The organism is Actinoplanes sp. NPDC051343 (assembly GCF_044455125.1).
GTDB lineage: Bacteria > Actinomycetota > Actinomycetes > Mycobacteriales > Micromonosporaceae > Actinoplanes.
This window is the reverse complement of record NZ_JBITEL010000009.1, coordinates 372,083-389,945: the sequence shown is the minus strand read 5'-3', so window position 1 is coordinate 389,945 and position 17,863 is coordinate 372,083. Positions and strand designations below refer to the sequence as shown.

The window sequence follows — 17,863 nt, the reverse complement described above, 5'->3', positions numbered from 1 at the left end:
CGTAGACTGGCACTCTTACCGCAGGAGTGCCAGGGATCTTCGCAGCCCGAGGGAGGGGTCATTAGTGAGTCTCGATGACCGCAAGCTCGAGGTCCTGCGCGCCATCGTCGAGGACTACGTCGAGACGCAGGAGCCAGTCGGCAGCAAGGCCCTCGTCGAGCGCCACCACCTGGGCGTCTCCCCGGCCACCGTGCGCAACGACATGGCCGCGCTGGAGGAAGAGGGCTACATCCGCCAGCCCCACACCAGTGCCGGCCGGGTGCCCACCGACGCGGGCTACCGCCTGTTCGTCGACCGGCTGTCCCGGGTCAAGCCGCTCAGCCCGGCCGAGCGCCGGGCGATCGAGCGCTTCCTGATCGGCGCGGTCGACCTCGACGACGTCGTGCACCGCACGGTCCGGCTGCTCGCCCAACTGACCCGCCAGGTCGCGGTCGTGCAATATCCGTCGCTGGCGCGTTCCAGCGTCCGCCATCTCGAACTCGTGCCGATCTCGACCACCCGCCTGATGCTGGTGATGATCGCCGACACCGGCCGGGTCGAGCAGCGCCTGGTCGAGCTGCCGGCCCCGGTCGCCGCCGCCGACGTGACCGACCTGCGCCGCCGGGTCAACGAGAAGCTCGCCGGGCAGAAACTCGCCGACACCCCGCCGCTCGTGGCAGGCCTGGTCGACGAGTGCTCGCCGGAGAGCCGCGGCACGATGGCGTGCCTGGCCTCGGTGCTCCTCGAGACGCTCGTCGAGCGCAGTGAGGAGCGCCTCATGCTGGCCGGCACGGCCAACCTGACGCGCGGTAGTGTGCTCGACTTCCAGGGCACGTTGCGCCCCGTCCTCGAGGCCCTCGAGGAAGAGGTCATCCTGCTCAAGCTCATCGGCGAGGTCGAGCCCAGCACCACGCGGGTCCGCATCGGCGACGAGAACGAGATCGACAACCTGCGGTCCACCTCGGTCGTCAGCACGGGTTACGGCCCGGGTGTCACGATCGTCGGGGGCCTCGGTGTGGTCGGGCCCACCCGCATGGACTACCCGGGCACGATCGCCACCGTCCGTGCGGTGGCACGCTATGTCGGCGATCTGCTCGCACAGAACTGATTCACTGGAACCTCCGACACCGGACTGGCGAACTGAGGACTCGAAACCCCGTGGCCAAGGACTATTACGGAATTCTCGGCGTGAGCCGGGAAGCCACCGACGACGAGATCAAGCGCGCCTACCGCAAACTGGCTCGGCAGTACCACCCGGACGTCAACCCTGATCCGGAAGCGCACGAGAAGTTCAAGGACATCAACGCCGCGTACGAGGTGCTGTCCGACGACCAGAAGCGGCAGGTCGTCGACCTCGGCGGCGACCCGCTGGCGCCCGGCGGCGGCGTCGGCCCCGGCGGCCCGGGCGGCGCCGGCGGCCCGTTCGTCGGCTTCCAGGACATCATGGACGCGTTCTTCGGCAGCGCGGCCGGCGGCGGCTCACGCGGCCCGCGCCCGCGCACCCGGCCCGGCGCCGACGCGATCCTCCGCCTCGAACTCGACCTGGTCGAGACCGCCTTCGGCGTCGAGGCGCCGATCACTGTCGACACCGCGGTCCTCTGCACCCAGTGCTCGGGCGCCGGCACCGCGCCCGGCACCCACCTCGCGACCTGCGAGACCTGCGCCGGCCGCGGTGAGGTGCAGAGCGTACAGCGCACCTTCCTCGGCCAGGTGGTCTCGTCCCGCCCCTGCCAGACCTGCCAGGGCCACGGCACGGTCATCCCGCACCCGTGCCCGACCTGCGCCGGCGACGGCCGCGTCCGCACCCGCCGCTCGCTCACCGTCAAGATCCCGGCGGGCGTCGAGGACGGCATGCGCATCCGGCTGGCCCAGCAGGGCGAGGTCGGCCCCGGTGGAGGCACCGCCGGCGACCTCTACGTCGAGATCCACGAGCGTCCGCACGACGTCTACTCCCGCAAGGGCGACGACCTCCACTGCCGGGTCACGCTCCCGATGACCGCGGCCGCGCTCGGCACCCGCCTCACGATCAAGACGCTCGACAGCGAAGAGGCGATCGAGGTCAAGCAGGGCACCCAGCCGGCCAGCACGCTGCGCATCCGCGGCAAGGGCGTGCCCCACCTGCGGGGCCAGGGCCGCGGCGATCTCTTCGTGCACCTCGACGTCAAGACCCCGACCAAGCTGACGGCCGAGCAGGAACGCATGCTGCGCGACTTCGCCAAGACCCGCGGCGAGGACGTCGCCGAACTGAGCAAGCAGGGCGGCTTCTTCTCGCGGATGCGGGACGCTTTCAACGGGCACTGATTTCTGGGTAGCAAAAACCGCCGGCCTCCCCGTGGAGGCCGGCGGTTTTTTGCTGGTCAGCGGGCCAACAGCTCCAGGGAGTCGACCACCCGGTTGGAGAAGCCCCACTCGTTGTCGTACCAGGCGACGACCTTGACGTGCCGGCCGTCGGCCCGGGTGAGCAGCGAGTCGAAGATGGACGACGCCGGGTTGCCGACGATGTCCGACGAGACCAGCGGGTCGTCCGAGTACTCCAGGATGCCGGCCAGCGGGCCGTCGGCCGCCGCGCGGTAGGCGGCCAGCACCTCGTCGCGGGTGACGTCACGGGCGACGGTCGTGTTCAGCTCGACGATCGAGCCGACCGGCACCGGCACCCGGATCGAGTCGCCGGACAGCCGGCCCGCCAGGTTCGGCAGCACCAGCCCGATCGCCTTGGCTGCCCCGGTCGTGGTCGGCACGATGTTGACGCCGGCGGCGCGGGCCCGGCGCGGGTCGCGGTGCGGGCCGTCCTGCAGGTTCTGCTCCTGGGTGTACGCGTGCACGGTCGTCATGAACGCGTACTCGATGCCGGCCAGGTCGTCGAGCACCTTGGCCAGCGGCGCGAGCGCGTTCGTCGTGCACGAGGCGTTGGAGACGATCGTGTGCACGCCGGGCTGGTAGGCGTCGGTGTTCACGCCGTACGCGATGGTCACGTCCGCGCCGTCGGAGGGCGCACCGACGAGCACCTTGGAGGCACCCGCGTCGAGGTGGGCCCGGGCCTTGTCGGCGGCCGTGAACTTGCCGGTCGCCTCGAGCACCACGTCGACCCCGAGCTCGGCCCAGGGCAGCCTGGCCGGTTCCCGCTCGGCGGTCACCTTGATCCGGCGGCCGTCGACGACGATGGTGTCCCCGTCGACCGTCACCGGGCGGCCCAGACGACCGGCCGTACTGTCGAAGGCGAGCAGCCGGGCCAGGGCGGCCGGCTCGGTGAGATCGTTGACCGCGACGACCTCGAGCTTGCTGTCCCGCTCGAGCAAGGCGCGCAGCACGTTGCGGCCGATGCGGCCGAATCCGTTGATGGCGATGCGAGTCATGTCTCAAGGCTTGTCCAATTTCCGGGCGCCCGGGAGCGGCGCGAGCGCCACGGTTCGAAAGAATCAAGCCACCCGGAAGGTACGCCGGTACTGGCTCGGCGTCGTCCCGAGCAGCCGCTGGAAGTGCAGCCGCAGGTTGGCGGCGGTGCCCAGCCCCGCCTCGGCGGCGATCTGCTCGACGCTGCGCGACGACCGTTCGAGCAGCTCCCGGGCCACGTCGATGCGGGCCCGCATCACCCACTGCATCGGCGTGTAGCCGGTGTCCTCAAGGAAACGCCGCGAGAACGTGCGCGGCGACACCGCCGCATGCCTGGCCAGCACCTCCAGCGTCAGATGCTCGCCGAGCCGGTGCAGCGCCCACTCCCGCGTCGCCGCGAACCGTTCACCGAGCGGCTCGGACACGCTGCGCGGCACGTACTGCGCCTGACCACCGCTGCGGTAGGGCGCGGCGACCAGCCGCCGGGCCGCATGATTGGACGCGGCCACGCCGAGGTCGCCGCGCAGAATGTGCAGGCACAGGTCGATGCCGGACGCCGCACCGGCCGAGGTGAGCACGCTGCCCTCGTCGACGAACAGCACGTTCTCGTCGACCCGCACCAGCGGATGCCGGGCCGCCAGCTGCCGCGTGTAATGCCAGTGCGTCGTCGCCCGCTTCCCGTCCAGCAGCCCGGTCGCGGCCAGCGCGAACGCCCCGGTCGAGATCGCCGCCAGCCGGGTGCCACGCGCGTGGGCCGCCTGCAACGCGGCGACGACGGCGGGCGGCGGGTCCTCCCGGTCGGGAAACCGGAACCCGGGGATGAACACGATGTCGGCCCACTCGATAGCCTCGAGCCCGTCCGCGACGTGATAGGACAGCCCGTCCCCGCCGGTCACGAGCCCCGGCGCCGGCCCGCAGACCCGCACCTCGTAGGGCATGCTCTGCCGGGTCGTGAACACCTGCGCCGGAATGCCCACATCGAGAGGCTTGGCCCCTTCGAGCACGAGCACGGCAACACGATGCGGTCGGGGCGGCGGCACACTGGGAAAGGTACGGCACCCTGGTGGCATGAACAGCCCCGTCGTGCGGGTCGGTGACACGATCCGCCGGCCGGCGCACGCCAGGTCGGCCTATGTGGATGCGCTCCTGCGGCACCTGCCCGCGGCCGGGTTCGGCGGGGCGCCCCGGCCGCTGGGCTACGACGAGCGCGGGCGGCAGATCCTGACCTACATCGAGGGCTATGTGCCGGCGGGTGGGGGGCCGTGGCTGCTGTCGGACGCCCGGATCGCCGGCGCGACCCGCTTGATGCGGGCCTTCCACGAGGCGACGGTCTCGTTCCCGCTCCGGGACGGCGGGGACGCCGTGTGCCACAGCGACCTCGGCCCGCACAACACGGTCTTCCGGGGCGAGGAGGCGGTCGCCATCATCGACTTCGACGACGACGTCGCGCCCGGTCTCCGGCTCGACGACTTCGCCCAGGCCGTCTGGGGCTTCGCCGACCTGACCGAGCCCGGCGTCGCGGTGGCGGAGCAGGCCCGCAAGATGTGGCTGATGTGCGAGGTCTACGGCGGTGTCACCCCGTACGACGTCGTGGCGGCGCTGACGGCACGCTTCCAGCGGGCCCGCGATCAGCACCGGGCGGCCGGCCGGCGCGGAGCCGAGGAGGTCTTCGAAGGCCTGCTGACCTGGATGCGACGCGAGTCCCCGCTCCTGCTCATCGAGCCGGACTGATCGTCACCCTCGGGATCGGACTGCTGGGCTGACCGATAGCGTGCGGGCATGTCCGCTCCGCTTTTCCTGGTCGACGAACTCCCGGCCGGCGACACCGGCACGCTCGATGGCCCGGAGGGCCATCACGCGGCCACCGTGCAACGGCTCAAGGTGGGCGAGCGGCTCGTTCTTGGCGACGGGGCCGGGGGTACGGCGTACGCGGAGGTGCTGGCCGTCGGCCGGGGAAGTGTCGAGTTCCGGGTCTGTGACCGGCTGTTCGTGCCCGCCCACGACCCGCGCCTGGTCGTCGTGCAGGGCATCGCCAAGGGCGACCGCGGCGAACTCGCCGTGCAGGCGATGACCGAGATCGGCGTCGACGAGATCGTGCCGTGGGCGGCCTCCCGGTCGGTCGCCCAGTGGCGCGGCGACCGCGGCCTGAAGGCCCGCGACAAGTGGGCGGCGACCGCCCGCGAGGCGGCCAAGCAGGCCCGGCGCGCCTGGCTGCCCGCGGTCGGCGGCCAGCCGGACTGCTCGAGCCGGGAGGTCGCGGCGCGGCTCGGCTCGGCGGCGGCCGCGTTCGTCCTGCACGAGGAGGCCGCCGATCGCCTGACCACCGCCGAGCTGCGGCCCTCGGGCGAGATCGTGCTGGTGGTCGGCCCGGAGGGCGGAATCAGCGACGCCGAACGGGACGCCTTCACGGCGGCCGGCGCCCAGGCCGTACGGCTGGGCAATGAGGTGCTCCGCACCTCGACCGCCGGCGTGGCCGCCCTGTCCGTTCTGTCGGCGAAGCTGGGCCGCTGGTAGCCCCGGTCAGCGGAGGCGGCGCATCCGGCGGCGTTCGAGGGCCGGCAGGTCGACGTGCTGGTCGAGGCCCTCACCGGTGGCGACCTGGTGTGCGACCTTCGAGACGACCCGGCCGGTGAGCACCCGGCGCAGGCCGCGGGCCCGGCTCTCGCCCTCGACCGGGGTGATGCTCGACAGGCGCTCGCCCTCGGCGGCGATCGCCGGTTCGATGTCGGCGAACCGGGCGTAGAGCGCGCTGGTCGACGGCGAACCCAGATATTCGAACGGCTCCGAGCCGGCCATCGGCTCGAACGGCGCGCCGATCAGCGAGATGCCCCGGTGCGCCCGGCTGTCGAGCATGGCGACGACGTGCTGCACCCCGGCACGCCGGCCGGCGTTGAGGAACGCGCGGTAGAGCAGCGAGCTGACCATGGTCGACTTGCCGCCGCGGTATTCCGGCAGCACCGCGAGCGTGGCGAAGTCCCAGATCCTGCCGCCGAGCAGGTCGTGCTTCTCGGCGATGATGCCCAGGTCGACGCCGATCGCGTCGGGGGCGTCGTCGAGGGTCTTGCCTCCGCCGTCGATCGCGCGGGCCGCGCCGGCCGGCGCTCCGGTGCGTCGCTCGATCACCAGGAAGAAGATGCTGTCCTGCTCGTAGGCCGCGTACTCGTCGGTCATCGTGGAGGCGTCCATCGCGAAGGTCTCCTCGAAGACCCGGCGCTCGACGGTGCGGGCCACGTCGGCGAGCAGATCGTCGGGGCGAACGGCCAGAGCGACGAACGGGCCGTCGGAGGGGTACGCGTAGAGGGCGGCCAGGCCGCGGGCGCGGCACTCGGACTCCGACAGGTCGTAGATCGGCATCTCGGCGATCCCCTTCATCTCCGGCATATCCGGGTCATTCGGACCCTCCCGACTTTAGCCGATAATTACCGTCAGTCAAGACGGGTATTATTACGGAGAGTTATCCCACAGCGTGGCTCGCCGAGCCGTACATCGTCGACCGCCCGGGCGATGTCCCGGCGACCCTCACCGCCGCGGTCCGCGGCCTGCTCGCCCTGGCCGCTGCGCTGGCCGCCGCCCTCGCCGCCTGCCCAATCCCACCGCGCCGCGAGCACCGCGCTGGCCTGCAGCCGGCGGGGATCAGACACGGCGGGCCAGGACGACGTCGGCGAGGACCTCGAAGTCGATGGTGCCGCCGTGCGCGTCGATCACGGCGGCCGTGTCGGCTACCGCGGCATCTCGGACGGCCGGGGGCAGAATGCGGTACATCGAGGTCGAGAGCAAATGCGTACGGTAATCGGCCGACGAGTAGGAGCGCGCTGAGTGATAACGGACGTGGCGGCGTTCGGGGAACTCCTCGGCCCGCAGACCCAGCTGGGCCCACTCCTCTTCGAACGCGGCCGGCTCGGCGAAGCCGGCGGCCAGATAGCTGTGCGTCGTCTCCGGCGCCAAGCCGTGCCGGGCGTCGACCTCGGCCAGAGCGGCGTGCAGGGCCGGGTCGACCAGCAGGAACGAGTTCCAGAACGGGGCGAACAACCCGCCCGGCGCGAGCGCCCGGAACGCCAGACCGGGGTCCCGCGAGGCGTCGACCCAGTGCCAGGCCTGGCCGCTGATCAGGAGGCCGTACGCGCGATCCGGTGTCCAGTCCTCGAACGTGCTCACCACGATCGGCACTCCGGGCAGCTTGCGCCGCAGCAGCTCCGCCATCCGCGGGCCGGGCTCGATGCAGGTGAGCGAAACGCCGCGGGCCGCGAACGCCACCGTCGCCTTGCCGGTGCCCGCCCCGACCTCGAGCACCGGTCCCGGCCCGGCCGCCGCCAGCACGTCGTCGACGAGGCTGCCGGGGTAGCCGGGCCGGATCCGGTCGTAGTCGTCGGCAACTTCGCCGAAGACTCCTCGTTGTTCGCGTGTGGCCATACCGGAAAACTAGACCGTGAGGCGGGCCTCCAGGCGGTCGGCGTCGATGGCGTGGGCCGCGATGACCCGGTAGTCGCCGGGCACCGTCTGCCAGCCGCCGTCGGCCCAGATCTGGAACGAGCGTGGGGGCAGCGGGACGCGTACGGTGACCGTCTCGCCGGGCCGGGCGAAGACGTTGGCGAAACCGGCCAGCCAGCGCTCGGGCCGGTCCGCGTCCGGCGAAAGCGGGGCCAGGTAGACCTGGACCACCTCGCGACCGGCCCGGGCGCCGGAGTTGGTCAGCGTCACCACGGCTTCGGTGTCGTCGACCGCGATGTCGTCGTAGTCCCAGCTGGTGTAACCCATGCCGTGGCCGAAGGCGTACAGCGGGGTGTTGCCGGAACGCAGCCAGCCGCGGTAGCCGATGAAGATGCCCTCGTCGTAGGAGACGACGCCGTCGCGCGGCGAAATCGCCAGGACCGGGCAGTCTTCCTCGCGGCGCGGCCAGGTCGTGGGCAGCCGGCCGCCCGGCTCGGTGACGCCGAGCAGCACGTCGGCCAGCGCGGCGCCCGCCTCCTGGCCCGGGAACCAGGTCAGCAGGATGGCCGCCACGTCGTCGGCCCACGGCATCAGCACCGGCGAGCCGGCGTTGACCACCACGACCGTACGGGAATTGGCGGCCGCGACGCGGGCGACCAGCTCGTCCTGGCGGCCAGGCAGGGCCAGCGACGTCCGGTCGAAGCCTTCCGACTCGACCTGCTCGGTGGTGCCGACGACGACCACGGCGACGTCCGACTCGGCCGCCAGCCGCGCCGCCTCCTCGATCATGCCGTCGGCGTCGGGCGCCGGGCCGCGGTGACCGAGCGTGGTGGCGACCGTGTGAGCCATGCCGCGCTGGAGTGTCTGCTCGAGCACGACCGGGACCGCGACGCCGGCGCTCAGAAGCACGCCGGCCCGGTGCTCGCGCGGGTTGAGCAGAAGCTCACCCCGCGTGGCACCCGGGCGGTGCAGCGAACCCTCGAAGATCACCTCGTCACCGACCGTGAACCGGAAGTTCCCGAAGCCGGACACCGCGAAGGTGTGTTCGCCGGTTTCGTCCGGGGTGAAGGTCGCCTTCAGAACCAGCCTGTCGACCTCCTCCGGGTCGATGCCACCGGGTAGCGAGCCGATCCAGCGCACCGCGGTCGCGTCGAGCGGGAAATCGCGGGAGTTGATCTCGAGGCTGGCGGAAGACCATTGCGGCCCACGGGCGGCGGGCAGGAACGGGCGCGGGTCGGCGCCGATCGCGTACTCGACGTCGACGCCGGAGAGCGCCCGGCCGATGCCCTCGAGCGGCGAGATGGTGTGCGGCGGGGAGACCTGGGCGCTGCCGCCGCCGAGCACCCGGGCGTCGATGGCCAGGGCGCCGATCACCGCGACCCTGGTCAGCGCGGCCGGTTCCAGCGGGAGGGTGAAGCCCTCGTTGCGGACCAGCACGAACGAACGGGCCGCCACCTCGTGCGCGACCGCGTCGCCGTCGAGGTCGGCCGGCGGCGTCACCGCCGGGCCACCGTCCAGGGCCCCGACCCGCTGGGCGAAGAGCAGAACCCGCCGGACTTTTTCATCGATCGCCGATTCCGGCACGGTCCCTTCCCGTACGGCCTGAACCAGCGCCGGCCCCCACGGGTTCTCCAGCTTCGGCATCGCGATGTCGAGGCCGCCCAGTGCGGCGCCGACCGTCGAGCGGGCGGCCCGCCAGTCGGAGACCACCACCCCGTCGTAGCCCCACTCGCCCTTGAGGATGTCGTCCTGGAACGTCCCGTTCGAGGCCATCGACGTGCCGTTGACCGAGTTGTACGCGCTCATCAGGCCCCAGCCGCCGGCCTCGACGACCCGCTCGAACGGTGCCAGGTAGAGCTCGCGCAGCGCCCGGTCGCCGATCCGGACGTCGACCTCCATGCGGTCGGTCTCGAAGTCGTTCCCGACCAGGTGCTTGACCGTGGTGCCGACGCCGTGGTCCTGCACGCCGCGTACGAAGCCGACCGCGATCTCGCCGCTGAGCAGCGGATCTTCCGAGTAGCACTCGAAGTGGCGACCGCCGAGCGGGGTGCGCTGGAGGTTGACCGTGGGGCCGAGCAGCACGTGCGCGCCCTTGCGCCGGGCCTCCTGGCCGAGCAGGCGGCCGGCGGTCTCGGCCAGTTCGCGGTCCCAGGCCGCGGCCAGGGCGGTCGGGCTGGGCAGGGCGATCGACGGGTCGTCGGGGGCCCAGCCGGTGCCGCGTACCCCGATCGGGCCGTCCGACATCACCAGCGAGCGCAACCCGATCTTCTCGATCGCCGGGAGGGACCAGAAGTCCTGGCCCGTCAGCACCGAGGCCTTTTCCTCGAGCGTGAGCTGTTTGAGCAGGTCGTCGACATCAGCCGTCATTGTGGAAGCGCTCCCATGGTCATGTGCGGAGGTACGAGGCACCATTCAAGTCGATGATCGTTCCGCTGGCCCACTGGGCCTCCGGGGAGGCGAGCCAGTGCACCGCCGCGGCGATCTCGTCCGGCTGAGCGACCCGGTTGTACGGGCTCTGCGCGCGGATCGCGTCGCCCCGCTCCGACTTCAGATGCTCGTTGGTCATGTCGGTCTCGATGTAGCCGGGTGCGACCGCGGCCACCGCGATGCCGTACGGCGCGAGAGCCACCGCCAGCGACTGGCCCATCGAGTTCATCGCCGCCTTGCTCGCGCCGTACGCCGGCTGATCCGGCTCGCCCCGGAAGGCGCCCCGCGATGTCACGTTGATGATCCGGCCACCGCGCTCGCGCATGTGCTGCGCGGCCGCCCAGGTCGCGTTGGCCGAACCGAACAGGTTGACGTCGAGGGTCTGCCGCCACATCTCCTGCCACTGCTCGTAGTCGAGACCGAACACCGGGTGCGGCCGGTCCACCGGGCCGTAGATGCCGGCGTTGTTCACGAGAACGTCCAGGCCACCGAGCCCGGCTGCGGCCTCGTCGACCATCCGGCGTACCCCCGTCGCGTCCGCCATGTCGGCCTGCACCACCACGTGGCCCTCGCCGGGAAGCGAGGCGACGAGCGACTCGGCGTGCGACGCCGAGTCGCGATGGTGGACCGCCACCCGATCGCCCGACGCCGCGAAGCGCGTCGCGATCGCCCGACCCAGCCCGCGTGACGAACCGGTCACCAGGATTGCTCGCGAAGTCATGGACCCACCCTAAGATCCATCGGGTGGACCACGACTGCCTGTTCTGCCGCATCGTCGCCGGAGAGATCCCCGCGACGATCGTGCACGAGACCGAGACCACCCTCGCCTTCCGCGACATCGACCCCAAAGCCGCGGTGCATGTGCTGGTCATCCCGAAGGAGCACTACGCCGACGTGGTGGCGCTCGCCGGCGACCCGGCGGCCAGCGCCGACCTGCTCGCCGCCGCCTCCTCGGTCGCCGAAGGGGAGGGGCTGACCGGCGACGGCTTCCGGGTGCTGTTCAACACCGGCCGCTTCGCCGGCCAGGAGGTCTTCCACGTGCACGCCCACGTGCTCGGCGGCGAACCGCTCGGGCCGATGCTGGCCCTACGATGATCGGCCCAGTGATGAGCACCGCTTATCAGAGGGCCGCTCGGCGCGCTCAGGCCCGCGGCCGCATCCCGGCCCTCTCGGTCGCCCTGGTCCGCGCCGACCGCGACCCATGGATCTGCACCGTCGGCGACTCCGGCAACCCCGAACACCCGCTCGGCCCCGACACCCGGTTCCGCATCGGCTCGGTCACCAAGACCTTCACCGCGGTGCTGGTCATGCAGGCCCGCGACGAGGGGCTGCTCGACCTCGACCAGCCGATCTCCACCCACCTCGACGTGCCGGCGCACGGCGACGCGACGATCCGGCGGCTGCTCTCGCACACCGCCGGGTTCCAGCGCGAGCCGCACGGCGACGTCTGGGACACGCTGCTCACCCCCGACGCGACCGGCCTGCTCGCCGAACTGGACCGGGCCGAGCGGGTGCTGCCCAACGCGCGCCGCTACCACTACTCCAACCTGGCGTTCGCGGTGCTCGGGCACCTGGCCGCCAAGCTGCGCGGCACGACCTGGGAGGAACTGGTCGTCGCGCGGATCCTGACGCCGCTCGGGCTGCACTCGACGACGGTCGACGCCCCGGCGAACGCTGCGGTCGGTTACATGGTCGACGCGTACTCGGATGCGGCTCGTCCCGAGCCGCAGTTCCCGACCGGTGGTGTCGGCCCGGCCGCCCAGCTCTGGAGCACCGCGACCGACATGGCCCGATGGGCGTCCTTCCTGGTCTCCCCGGCCACCGTCGACCCGCGCGGCGAAGTGCTGGCCGCGGCTACCCTCGACGAGATGCGCTGGCCGCTGACGACCCAGGACGAGACGCTCTGGGCGGGCGGCTTCGGGCTGGGGCTGATGCTGTTCCCGCAGGGCGGCCGGGTGATGCACGTGGGGCACAACGGCGCCATGCCCGGTTTCCTGGCCGGCGTCTACGGCCGCCGGGGCGGCGAGGACACCCCGGACGCGCTCGGCTGCGCCGTGCTCGGCTCCTCCGGCACGGCGGACGAGACCAACCAACTCGTCGACGAGTTGCTGCGGATGGCCGTCGAGACCGACCCGGCCGACATCACGCCGTGGCGGGCGGGGCCGCCCGCGCCCGCGGCGTACCGGTCGGTGCTCGGACCGTGGTGGAGCGAGGGCTCGCAGTTCGTCTTCTCCTGGCACGACGGCACGCTCCAGGCTCGGTTCGCGGACGGCGCGAGCGACGCGCCGCCGGCCGTCTTCCGGCCGCTTCCGGACCGTCCCGACGTGCTGCGCACGGTGTCCGGGCGGGAGGCCGGCGAGTTGCTGCGGCTCACCCGCGACGCCGACGGGACCGTGGTGCGCATGCACTGGGCGACCTACCGCTGCACCCGCGTGCAGGAAGGCTTCGACGGCGGCCCGGCCTCGGCGGGGGCCGTCAAGTGACCTGGCGATAATGACATCGGCGGGTCGGCGCCGAAGCGGATAAGATGGCACGATCGCCGACCCAGGCATGAGATAGAGAGCAGGTGGCGAGGCCCACGGGGGCCGCCCTATGACCGGTACGCCGAACCCTTCCAGCGCGGAGCCCACCGGCCCGGCTCGGGTGCAGACCAAGATCTCGGTCTCCGACCCGAAGATCATGGTGAACCTGCTGGGCGCCAAGGATGAGATCCTGCGGCTCATCGAGCGAACTCTTACCAGCGACGTGCACGTTCGCGGTAACGAGATCACCATCACCGGCGACCCGGCGGAGAACGCGACCGCCGAGCGTCTCTTCTCGGAGCTCATCGAGCTGATCGAGAAGGGTGAGACGCTCTCCGTCGACTCCGTGCGGCGCACGGTCCGGATGCTCGAGGAAAACACCTCGGAGCGCCCGGCCGAGGTGCTCACCCTCAACATCCTGTCCCGCCGCGGGCGCACCATCCGCCCCAAGACGCTCGGCCAGAAGCACTACGTCGACGCCATCGACGAAAACACGATCGTCTTCGGCATCGGCCCCGCCGGCACCGGCAAGACCTACCTCGCGATGGCCAAGGCCGTGCAGGCGCTCACCGCCAAGCAGGTCAGCCGCATCATCCTGACCCGGCCCGCGGTCGAGGCGGGCGAGCGGCTGGGCTTCCTGCCCGGCACGCTCAACGAGAAGATCGACCCCTACCTGCGGCCGCTCTACGACGCCCTGCACGACATGCTCGACCCCGAGTCGATCCCCCGCCTGATGGCGGCGGGCACGATCGAGGTCGCCCCGCTGGCCTACATGCGGGGACGCGCTCAGCCGCTCACGGCGAAAGTGCTCACGCCCGACGGCTGGCGTCCGATCGGTGACCTCCGGGTCGGCGACCTGGTCGTCGGTTCGGGCGGCCTGCCGACGCCTGTGCTCGGGGTCTACCCACAAGGCCGTAAGCCGGTCTACCGGGTCACGACGCAGGACGGCGCTTCGACGCTCGCCTGCGGCGAGCACCTGTGGACCGTGCAGACGGTGGACGACCGCAGTCACGGTCGTCCGTGGCGAGTCCTGCAGACCCATGACATGATCGGCAACCTGCGGAGGGGCCGGGTCCATCGGTACGAGTTGCCGCTGGTCGAGGCGGTCGAGTTCGTCCCGCAGGAGGTGCCGCTCGATCCGTACGCGCTGGGGTTGCTTCTCGGCGACGGTTGCCTGACCGGGGCGACGACACCCGCGTTCAGCACGGCCGACCCGGAACTCGCCGAGAGGCTGGATGCGGCGCTGCCCGGCGCCGAGGTCGTCCACAATGGCGGATACGACTATGTGCTGCGTCGTCCCGGTGGCGGCGGCCGCGGCGGCGTGATCACCGCCAACCCGGTGACCGCCGTGCTGCGTGAACTGGGTCTGGCCGGCACCCACTCGCACACGAAGTTCGTTCCCGAGAGCTACCTGTGGAACAGCGCCCGGGTGCGTATTGCGGTGTTGCAAGGCCTGCTGGACACCGATGGCGGTCCGGTCACCCAGCGTGGGCGCACCTATCTCGTTCAATACACGACGTGCTCGGAGCGCCTCCGGGACGACGTCCTCTTCCTCGTCCGATCGCTGGGCGGGGTGGCGTCCTGGCGTCGCCGTCCGGCGGAGGGCCGGATTCCGGGCCGTGCCCACGGGCGCCCGGTGGAATACCGCAACGACGCCTACGTGCTCGACATCCGGCTGCCTGAGGGCTTCAACCCGTTCCGCCTCGAGCGCAAGCGGGCCCTCTATGACGAGAGCGGCGGCGGCCGCCCGATGCGGTTCATCGAGTCGATCGAGCCGGCCGGCGAGACCGAGACGGTCTGCATCCAGGTGGCGGCCGAGGACTCGCTCTACGTCACCGACGATCTGATCGTCACGCACAACACGCTCAACGACGCGTTCATCATCCTCGACGAGGCGCAGAACACGACGCCCGAGCAGATGAAGATGTTCCTGACCCGGCTCGGGTTCGGCGCCAAGATCGTGGTCACCGGTGACGTGACGCAGGTCGACCTGCCGGGCGGCACGACCAGCGGTCTCAAGATCGTGCGCGAGATCCTGCAGAATGTCGAAGATGTGCACTTCGCCGAGTTGTCCAGTGCCGACGTCGTCCGGCACCGGCTGGTCGCGGAGATCGTCGACGCGTACGCGCGGTACGACGTCGAGCAGGAGCAACTAGCCACCCAGTCCGTACACGCCGTGCCGGGACGCGCCGCCAGCGGCGGCCGCGCCGGTCGCCGGCGCTGAAGTCAAGGGGTAACCCCACAACTATGTCCATCGAGATCGCCAACGAGTCGGGAGTCGAGGTCGACACCGACGCGATCCTCGCGGTGGCCCGGCACGCCCTCGACGAGATGGGGGTCAACCCGCTCGCCGAACTGTCCATCCTCCTCGTCGACATCGACTACATGGCCGAACTCAACCATCGCTGGATGGACGGCGACGGCCCGACCGACGTCCTCGCCTTCCCGATGGACGAGGGCAGCGTCGACCACGGTCCCGGCGAGGCCGGCACCGGTGAGCCGGCCCTGCTCGGCGACATCGTGCTCGCACCCGAGGTGGCGTCCAAGCAGGCCGCCGCGGCCGGCCACTCGGCCGCCGACGAACTGCACCTGCTGACCGTGCACGGCGCGCTGCACCTCCTCGGCTACGACCACGCCGAGCCGGAGGAGGAGCGCGAGATGTTCGCGCTGCAGAACCGCCTGCTCCAGAGCTGGCGGGCTGCGCGGCAGGCCGGCTGATCCCGGTGGATTCCGCACCTCTACTCGCGGCAGGCGCGGCCTCCTCGGCCGGCCTGCCCGACGCACAGCTGATCACGCTGGCGATCGTGCTGGTGTTCCTGGCCGGGCTCGCCTCGATGACCGACGCGGCGCTCGGTGCCGTGTCGCCGGCCCGCGCCGCCGAGATGGCCCGCGAGGGCAAGCGCGGGGCGTCGGCGCTCGAAGCGGTCGCCTCCGACGTCGTCCGGCACCTCAACCTGCTGCTGCTGTTGCGCCTGCTGTGCGAGCTGACCGCGACCACGCTGGTGGCGCTGGTCGCGGTCGACAACTGGGGCGTCGGATGGCGGGCCGCGCTGGTCACCGCGGGTGCGATGACACTGGTCAGCTTCGTCGTGGTCGGGGTGGCCCCGCGCACGGTGGGGCGCCAGCACGCGTACGCCGTGGGCCGCGCCGCGGCCCCCCTGATCCGCTGGCTCGGCAAGGTTCTCAACCCGCTCGCCTCGCTGCTCATCCTCATCGGCAACGCGGTCACCCCGGGCCGGGGTTTCCCGGAGGGGCCGTTCGGCAGCCAGGTCGAACTGCGCGAACTCGTCGACCTGGCCGAGCAGCGCGGCGTCGTCGAACACGGCGAACGCGAGATGATCCACTCGGTGTTCGCGCTCGGTGACACGATCGCACGCGAGGTGATGGTTCCGCGCACCGAGATGGTGTGGATAGAGGCGCCGAAGACTCTTCAGCAGGCGCTCTACCTGTTCCTGCGTTCCGGCTTCTCGCGCATCCCGGTGATCGGCGACAGCGTCGACGACGTGCTCGGCGTGCTCTACCTGAAAGACGTCATCCGCCGCACCCAGTCCGGCGACCCGGGCGCGACCGCCGGCGCGGTGGCCGAGCTGATGCGCTCGGCGACCTTCGTCCCCGAGTCCAAGGCGGTCGACGACCTGCTCTCCGAGATGCAGGCCGCCCGCACCCACCTGGTGATCGTCGTCGACGAGTACGGTGGTACGGCCGGCCTGGTCACCATCGAGGACATCCTCGAGGAGATCGTCGGCGAGATCACCGACGAATACGACGTGGAACGCCCGCCGGTCGAACAACTCGGCGACGGCGCGGTCCGGGTCACCGCTCGCCTTCCGATCGAAGACCTGGGCGAGCTCTACGGCGTCGAACTGCCGGCCGACGAGGTCGAGACGGTCGGCGGTCTGCTCGCCCAGACCTTGGGCCGCGTGCCGATCCCCGGCGCGACCGTCGACGTCGGCGGCCTGCACCTGATCGCCGAGGGCACAACCGGCCGTCGCAACCGGATCGACTCGGTCCTGGTGCGCCGCACCGAACCGGAAGAAGAGCCCGACGCGCCCTCCAACGAGTCCGACACCGAGGAAAGACAAACCGCAGATGCCTGACCAGACCTTCGCCGGGTCCGCCGGCGAAGCTTTGAGCGCCGAGGACACCAAGCTGGTCACCCTGGCCCGAAGCTCACGCGCCCGGGTGGGCGCGCTCGAAGGAGCGGCCGTACGCGACCAGGACGGACGCACGTACGCGGCCGCCACCGTCGTGCTGCCCCACCTCGCCCTTACCGCCCTGCAGCTGGCCGTCGCCTCGGCCGCGGCCGCCGGCGCCACCAAGCTGGAGGCCGCCGCGATCGTGACCGAGGCGGCCGAGCTGGACGGCGCCGGCCACGCCGCGGTCCGCGACCTGGCCGCCGACGCTCCGATCCACGTGGCCGGCCCCGACGGCACGCCGCGCGGCACGGTGATCGCATGACGAGCTTCCCCGGTGGGCCGGCGTGACGGGGCCCCAGAACTCGGACGGAAACCACATGAACGACCGCAAGCCGGCCGCCGACGAGCGCCGGCGCACCCCGGGCGAGAGTAGATCGGCCGCGGGCGAGCGCCGGCCGACCGGGGGAGGCGCGGGCAGGCGCGGTGCCGATGACCGTCGGCAGACCGCGGGCGGGGGCAAGCAGGGCGCCGACGAGCGCCGGCCGGCCGCGGGTGATCGTCGGCCGGCTGGGGCTCCTGATGAGCGCCGGCTGACTGCGGGTGATCGTCGTCCGGCTGGGGCTCCTGATGAGCGCCGGCTGACTGCGGGTGAGCGCAACGAACTGCGCCGGCAGGAGCGCCGGGCCGCCCGTCGAGCCGAGAGCGGCGGCTCCGGTGACCTGCGGGGCGGCGGTGCTCGCGGCGCGGGCGGGGCGCGAGGCGTGGCCGGCTCCCGCGACGGATATCGCGGCGCGACCGGTGACGCTGGTGGTTCGCGGGGCGCGGCTCGTGGAGGCGACGGATATCGGACCGCAGACGGATCCCGTGGGGCGGGGCAGCGTGCAGCCGGCGGTGCTCGCGGCGTAGGTGGATCTCGTGCCGCGAGTGGATCTCGTGGCGCCGGGCCCTCCCGGGCCACCCCCACCCCGGAACTGGGTGGGGCCAGTCAAACAGCCAAGTACGACAAGTTTTCGGACTCGTCCACAGGCGGGATCGACTGGT

16 protein-coding genes and 3 pseudogenes are annotated in these 17,863 nt (G+C 71.7%); 12 read left to right on the top strand and 7 right to left on the bottom strand.

What is annotated here, in order from left to right; translation table 11 throughout:
- The first annotated feature begins 64 nt into the window (after positions 1-64).
- Positions 65-1,087, top strand: coding sequence for a heat-inducible transcriptional repressor HrcA (hrcA, locus tag ACIA5C_RS29860; RefSeq protein WP_396060479.1), 1,023 nt, complete (start codon positions 65-67; stop codon positions 1,085-1,087).
- A 50-nt stretch (positions 1,088-1,137) separates the two neighbouring features.
- Positions 1,138-2,280, top strand: coding sequence for a molecular chaperone DnaJ (dnaJ, locus tag ACIA5C_RS29855; protein ID WP_396060476.1), 1,143 nt, complete (start codon positions 1,138-1,140; stop codon positions 2,278-2,280).
- 56 nt (positions 2,281-2,336) lie between these two features.
- Here the strand turns inward: dnaJ and gap are convergent, their stop codons facing one another.
- Both gap and ACIA5C_RS29845 read right to left on the bottom strand, forming a co-directional pair.
- The gene (gene gap / locus ACIA5C_RS29850) at positions 2,337-3,332 is read right to left on the bottom strand and encodes a type I glyceraldehyde-3-phosphate dehydrogenase (RefSeq protein ID WP_396060473.1); all 996 of its coding nucleotides are present in this window, start codon (positions 3,330-3,332) and stop codon (positions 2,337-2,339) included.
- A 63-nt stretch (positions 3,333-3,395) separates the two neighbouring features.
- Positions 3,396-4,319: a GlxA family transcriptional regulator gene (locus tag ACIA5C_RS29845; protein ID WP_396060471.1), complete on the bottom strand. Its 924-nt coding sequence runs from the start codon at positions 4,317-4,319 to the stop codon at positions 3,396-3,398.
- Between the two features lie 58 nt (positions 4,320-4,377).
- Between ACIA5C_RS29845 and ACIA5C_RS29840 the strand changes: the two genes are divergently transcribed.
- Positions 4,378-5,040 carry a hypothetical protein gene (locus ACIA5C_RS29840; RefSeq protein WP_396060468.1) on the top strand — a complete coding sequence of 221 codons (663 nt, stop codon included), beginning with the start codon at positions 4,378-4,380 and terminating at the stop codon, positions 5,038-5,040.
- A 48-nt stretch (positions 5,041-5,088) separates the two neighbouring features.
- On the top strand, positions 5,089-5,823 hold the full coding sequence (locus ACIA5C_RS29835) for a 16S rRNA (uracil(1498)-N(3))-methyltransferase (protein ID WP_396060465.1): 735 nt from the start codon (positions 5,089-5,091) through the stop codon (positions 5,821-5,823).
- Between the two features lie 6 nt (positions 5,824-5,829).
- Here ACIA5C_RS29835 and ACIA5C_RS29830 read toward each other — a convergent pair whose 3' ends face one another.
- From ACIA5C_RS29830 to ACIA5C_RS29810, 5 genes are read right to left on the bottom strand one after another with little or no spacing between them, the layout of a single operon-like run.
- Positions 5,830-6,690, bottom strand: coding sequence for a hypothetical protein (locus ACIA5C_RS29830; protein WP_396060463.1), 861 nt, complete (start codon positions 6,688-6,690; stop codon positions 5,830-5,832).
- Positions 6,691-6,734: 44 nt separating this feature from the next.
- Complete coding sequence (locus ACIA5C_RS29825) at positions 6,735-6,950, bottom strand: hypothetical protein (RefSeq protein WP_396060460.1); 216 nt, start codon at positions 6,948-6,950, stop codon at positions 6,735-6,737.
- Positions 6,943-7,719 (bottom strand): class I SAM-dependent methyltransferase, encoded by a 777-nt coding sequence (locus ACIA5C_RS29820; protein WP_396060457.1) that lies wholly within the window; start codon positions 7,717-7,719, stop codon positions 6,943-6,945. The genes ACIA5C_RS29825 and ACIA5C_RS29820 overlap by 8 nt, the downstream gene beginning before the upstream one ends.
- Before the next feature lie 9 nt (positions 7,720-7,728).
- The gene (locus ACIA5C_RS29815) at positions 7,729-10,104 is read right to left on the bottom strand and encodes a glycoside hydrolase family 3 protein (RefSeq protein ID WP_396060455.1); all 2,376 of its coding nucleotides are present in this window, start codon (positions 10,102-10,104) and stop codon (positions 7,729-7,731) included.
- Between the two features lie 19 nt (positions 10,105-10,123).
- A complete protein-coding gene (locus ACIA5C_RS29810) occupies positions 10,124-10,885 on the bottom strand; it encodes an SDR family NAD(P)-dependent oxidoreductase (RefSeq protein WP_396060452.1) in 762 nt (253 codons plus the stop codon).
- Positions 10,886-10,908: 23 nt separating this feature from the next.
- On the opposite strand from ACIA5C_RS29810, the gene ACIA5C_RS29805 reads away from it, so the two are divergent.
- The 8 genes and pseudogenes from ACIA5C_RS29805 to ACIA5C_RS29770 all read left to right on the top strand — a co-directional run bounded on the left by ACIA5C_RS29805 (position 10,909) and on the right by ACIA5C_RS29770 (position 17,144).
- On the top strand, positions 10,909-11,259 hold the full coding sequence (locus tag ACIA5C_RS29805; RefSeq protein WP_396060449.1) for a histidine triad nucleotide-binding protein: 351 nt from the start codon (positions 10,909-10,911) through the stop codon (positions 11,257-11,259).
- Between the two features lie 11 nt (positions 11,260-11,270).
- Complete coding sequence (locus ACIA5C_RS29800) at positions 11,271-12,647, top strand: serine hydrolase domain-containing protein (RefSeq protein WP_396060446.1); 1,377 nt, start codon at positions 11,271-11,273, stop codon at positions 12,645-12,647.
- 109 nt (positions 12,648-12,756) lie between these two features.
- Positions 12,757-13,470: pseudogene (locus ACIA5C_RS29795) on the top strand (PhoH family protein); the annotation flags it as partial.
- Positions 13,459-14,268, top strand: a pseudogene (locus tag ACIA5C_RS29790) (LAGLIDADG family homing endonuclease); the annotation flags it as partial. The pseudogenes ACIA5C_RS29795 and ACIA5C_RS29790, both read left to right, overlap by 12 nt.
- 279 nt (positions 14,269-14,547) lie before the next feature.
- Positions 14,548-14,910, top strand: a pseudogene (locus ACIA5C_RS29785) (PhoH family protein); the annotation flags it as partial.
- Positions 14,911-14,933: 23 nt separating this feature from the next.
- Positions 14,934-15,404, top strand: a complete 471-nt coding sequence (gene ybeY / locus ACIA5C_RS29780; RefSeq protein WP_396060443.1) for an rRNA maturation RNase YbeY — start codon at positions 14,934-14,936, stop codon at positions 15,402-15,404.
- A gap of 5 nt (positions 15,405-15,409) precedes the next feature.
- The gene (locus tag ACIA5C_RS29775) at positions 15,410-16,783 is read left to right on the top strand and encodes a hemolysin family protein (protein ID WP_396060440.1); all 1,374 of its coding nucleotides are present in this window, start codon (positions 15,410-15,412) and stop codon (positions 16,781-16,783) included.
- Positions 16,776-17,144, top strand: a complete 369-nt coding sequence (locus tag ACIA5C_RS29770) for a cytidine deaminase (protein WP_396060438.1) — start codon at positions 16,776-16,778, stop codon at positions 17,142-17,144. The genes ACIA5C_RS29775 and ACIA5C_RS29770 overlap by 8 nt, the downstream gene beginning before the upstream one ends.
- Positions 17,145-17,863 lie beyond the last annotated feature (719 nt).

Coding starts and splice junctions, on each gene's coding strand:
- ACIA5C_RS29815 (WP_396060455.1), bottom strand. CDS start 10,104: ATGACGGCTGATGTCGACGACCTGCTCAAACAGCTCACGCTCGAGGAA.
- ACIA5C_RS29770 (WP_396060438.1), top strand. CDS start 16,776: ATGCCTGACCAGACCTTCGCCGGGTCCGCCGGCGAAGCTTTGAGCGCC.
- ACIA5C_RS29830 (WP_396060463.1), bottom strand. CDS start 6,690: ATGCCGGAGATGAAGGGGATCGCCGAGATGCCGATCTACGACCTGTCG.
- ACIA5C_RS29835 (WP_396060465.1), top strand. CDS start 5,089: ATGTCCGCTCCGCTTTTCCTGGTCGACGAACTCCCGGCCGGCGACACC.
- ACIA5C_RS29800 (WP_396060446.1), top strand. CDS start 11,271: ATGAGCACCGCTTATCAGAGGGCCGCTCGGCGCGCTCAGGCCCGCGGC.
- ACIA5C_RS29810 (WP_396060452.1), bottom strand. CDS start 10,885: ATGACTTCGCGAGCAATCCTGGTGACCGGTTCGTCACGCGGGCTGGGT.
- ACIA5C_RS29820 (WP_396060457.1), bottom strand. CDS start 7,719: ATGGCCACACGCGAACAACGAGGAGTCTTCGGCGAAGTTGCCGACGAC.
- gap (WP_396060473.1), bottom strand. CDS start 3,332: ATGACTCGCATCGCCATCAACGGATTCGGCCGCATCGGCCGCAACGTG.
- ACIA5C_RS29840 (WP_396060468.1), top strand. CDS start 4,378: ATGAACAGCCCCGTCGTGCGGGTCGGTGACACGATCCGCCGGCCGGCG.
- ybeY (WP_396060443.1), top strand. CDS start 14,934: ATGTCCATCGAGATCGCCAACGAGTCGGGAGTCGAGGTCGACACCGAC.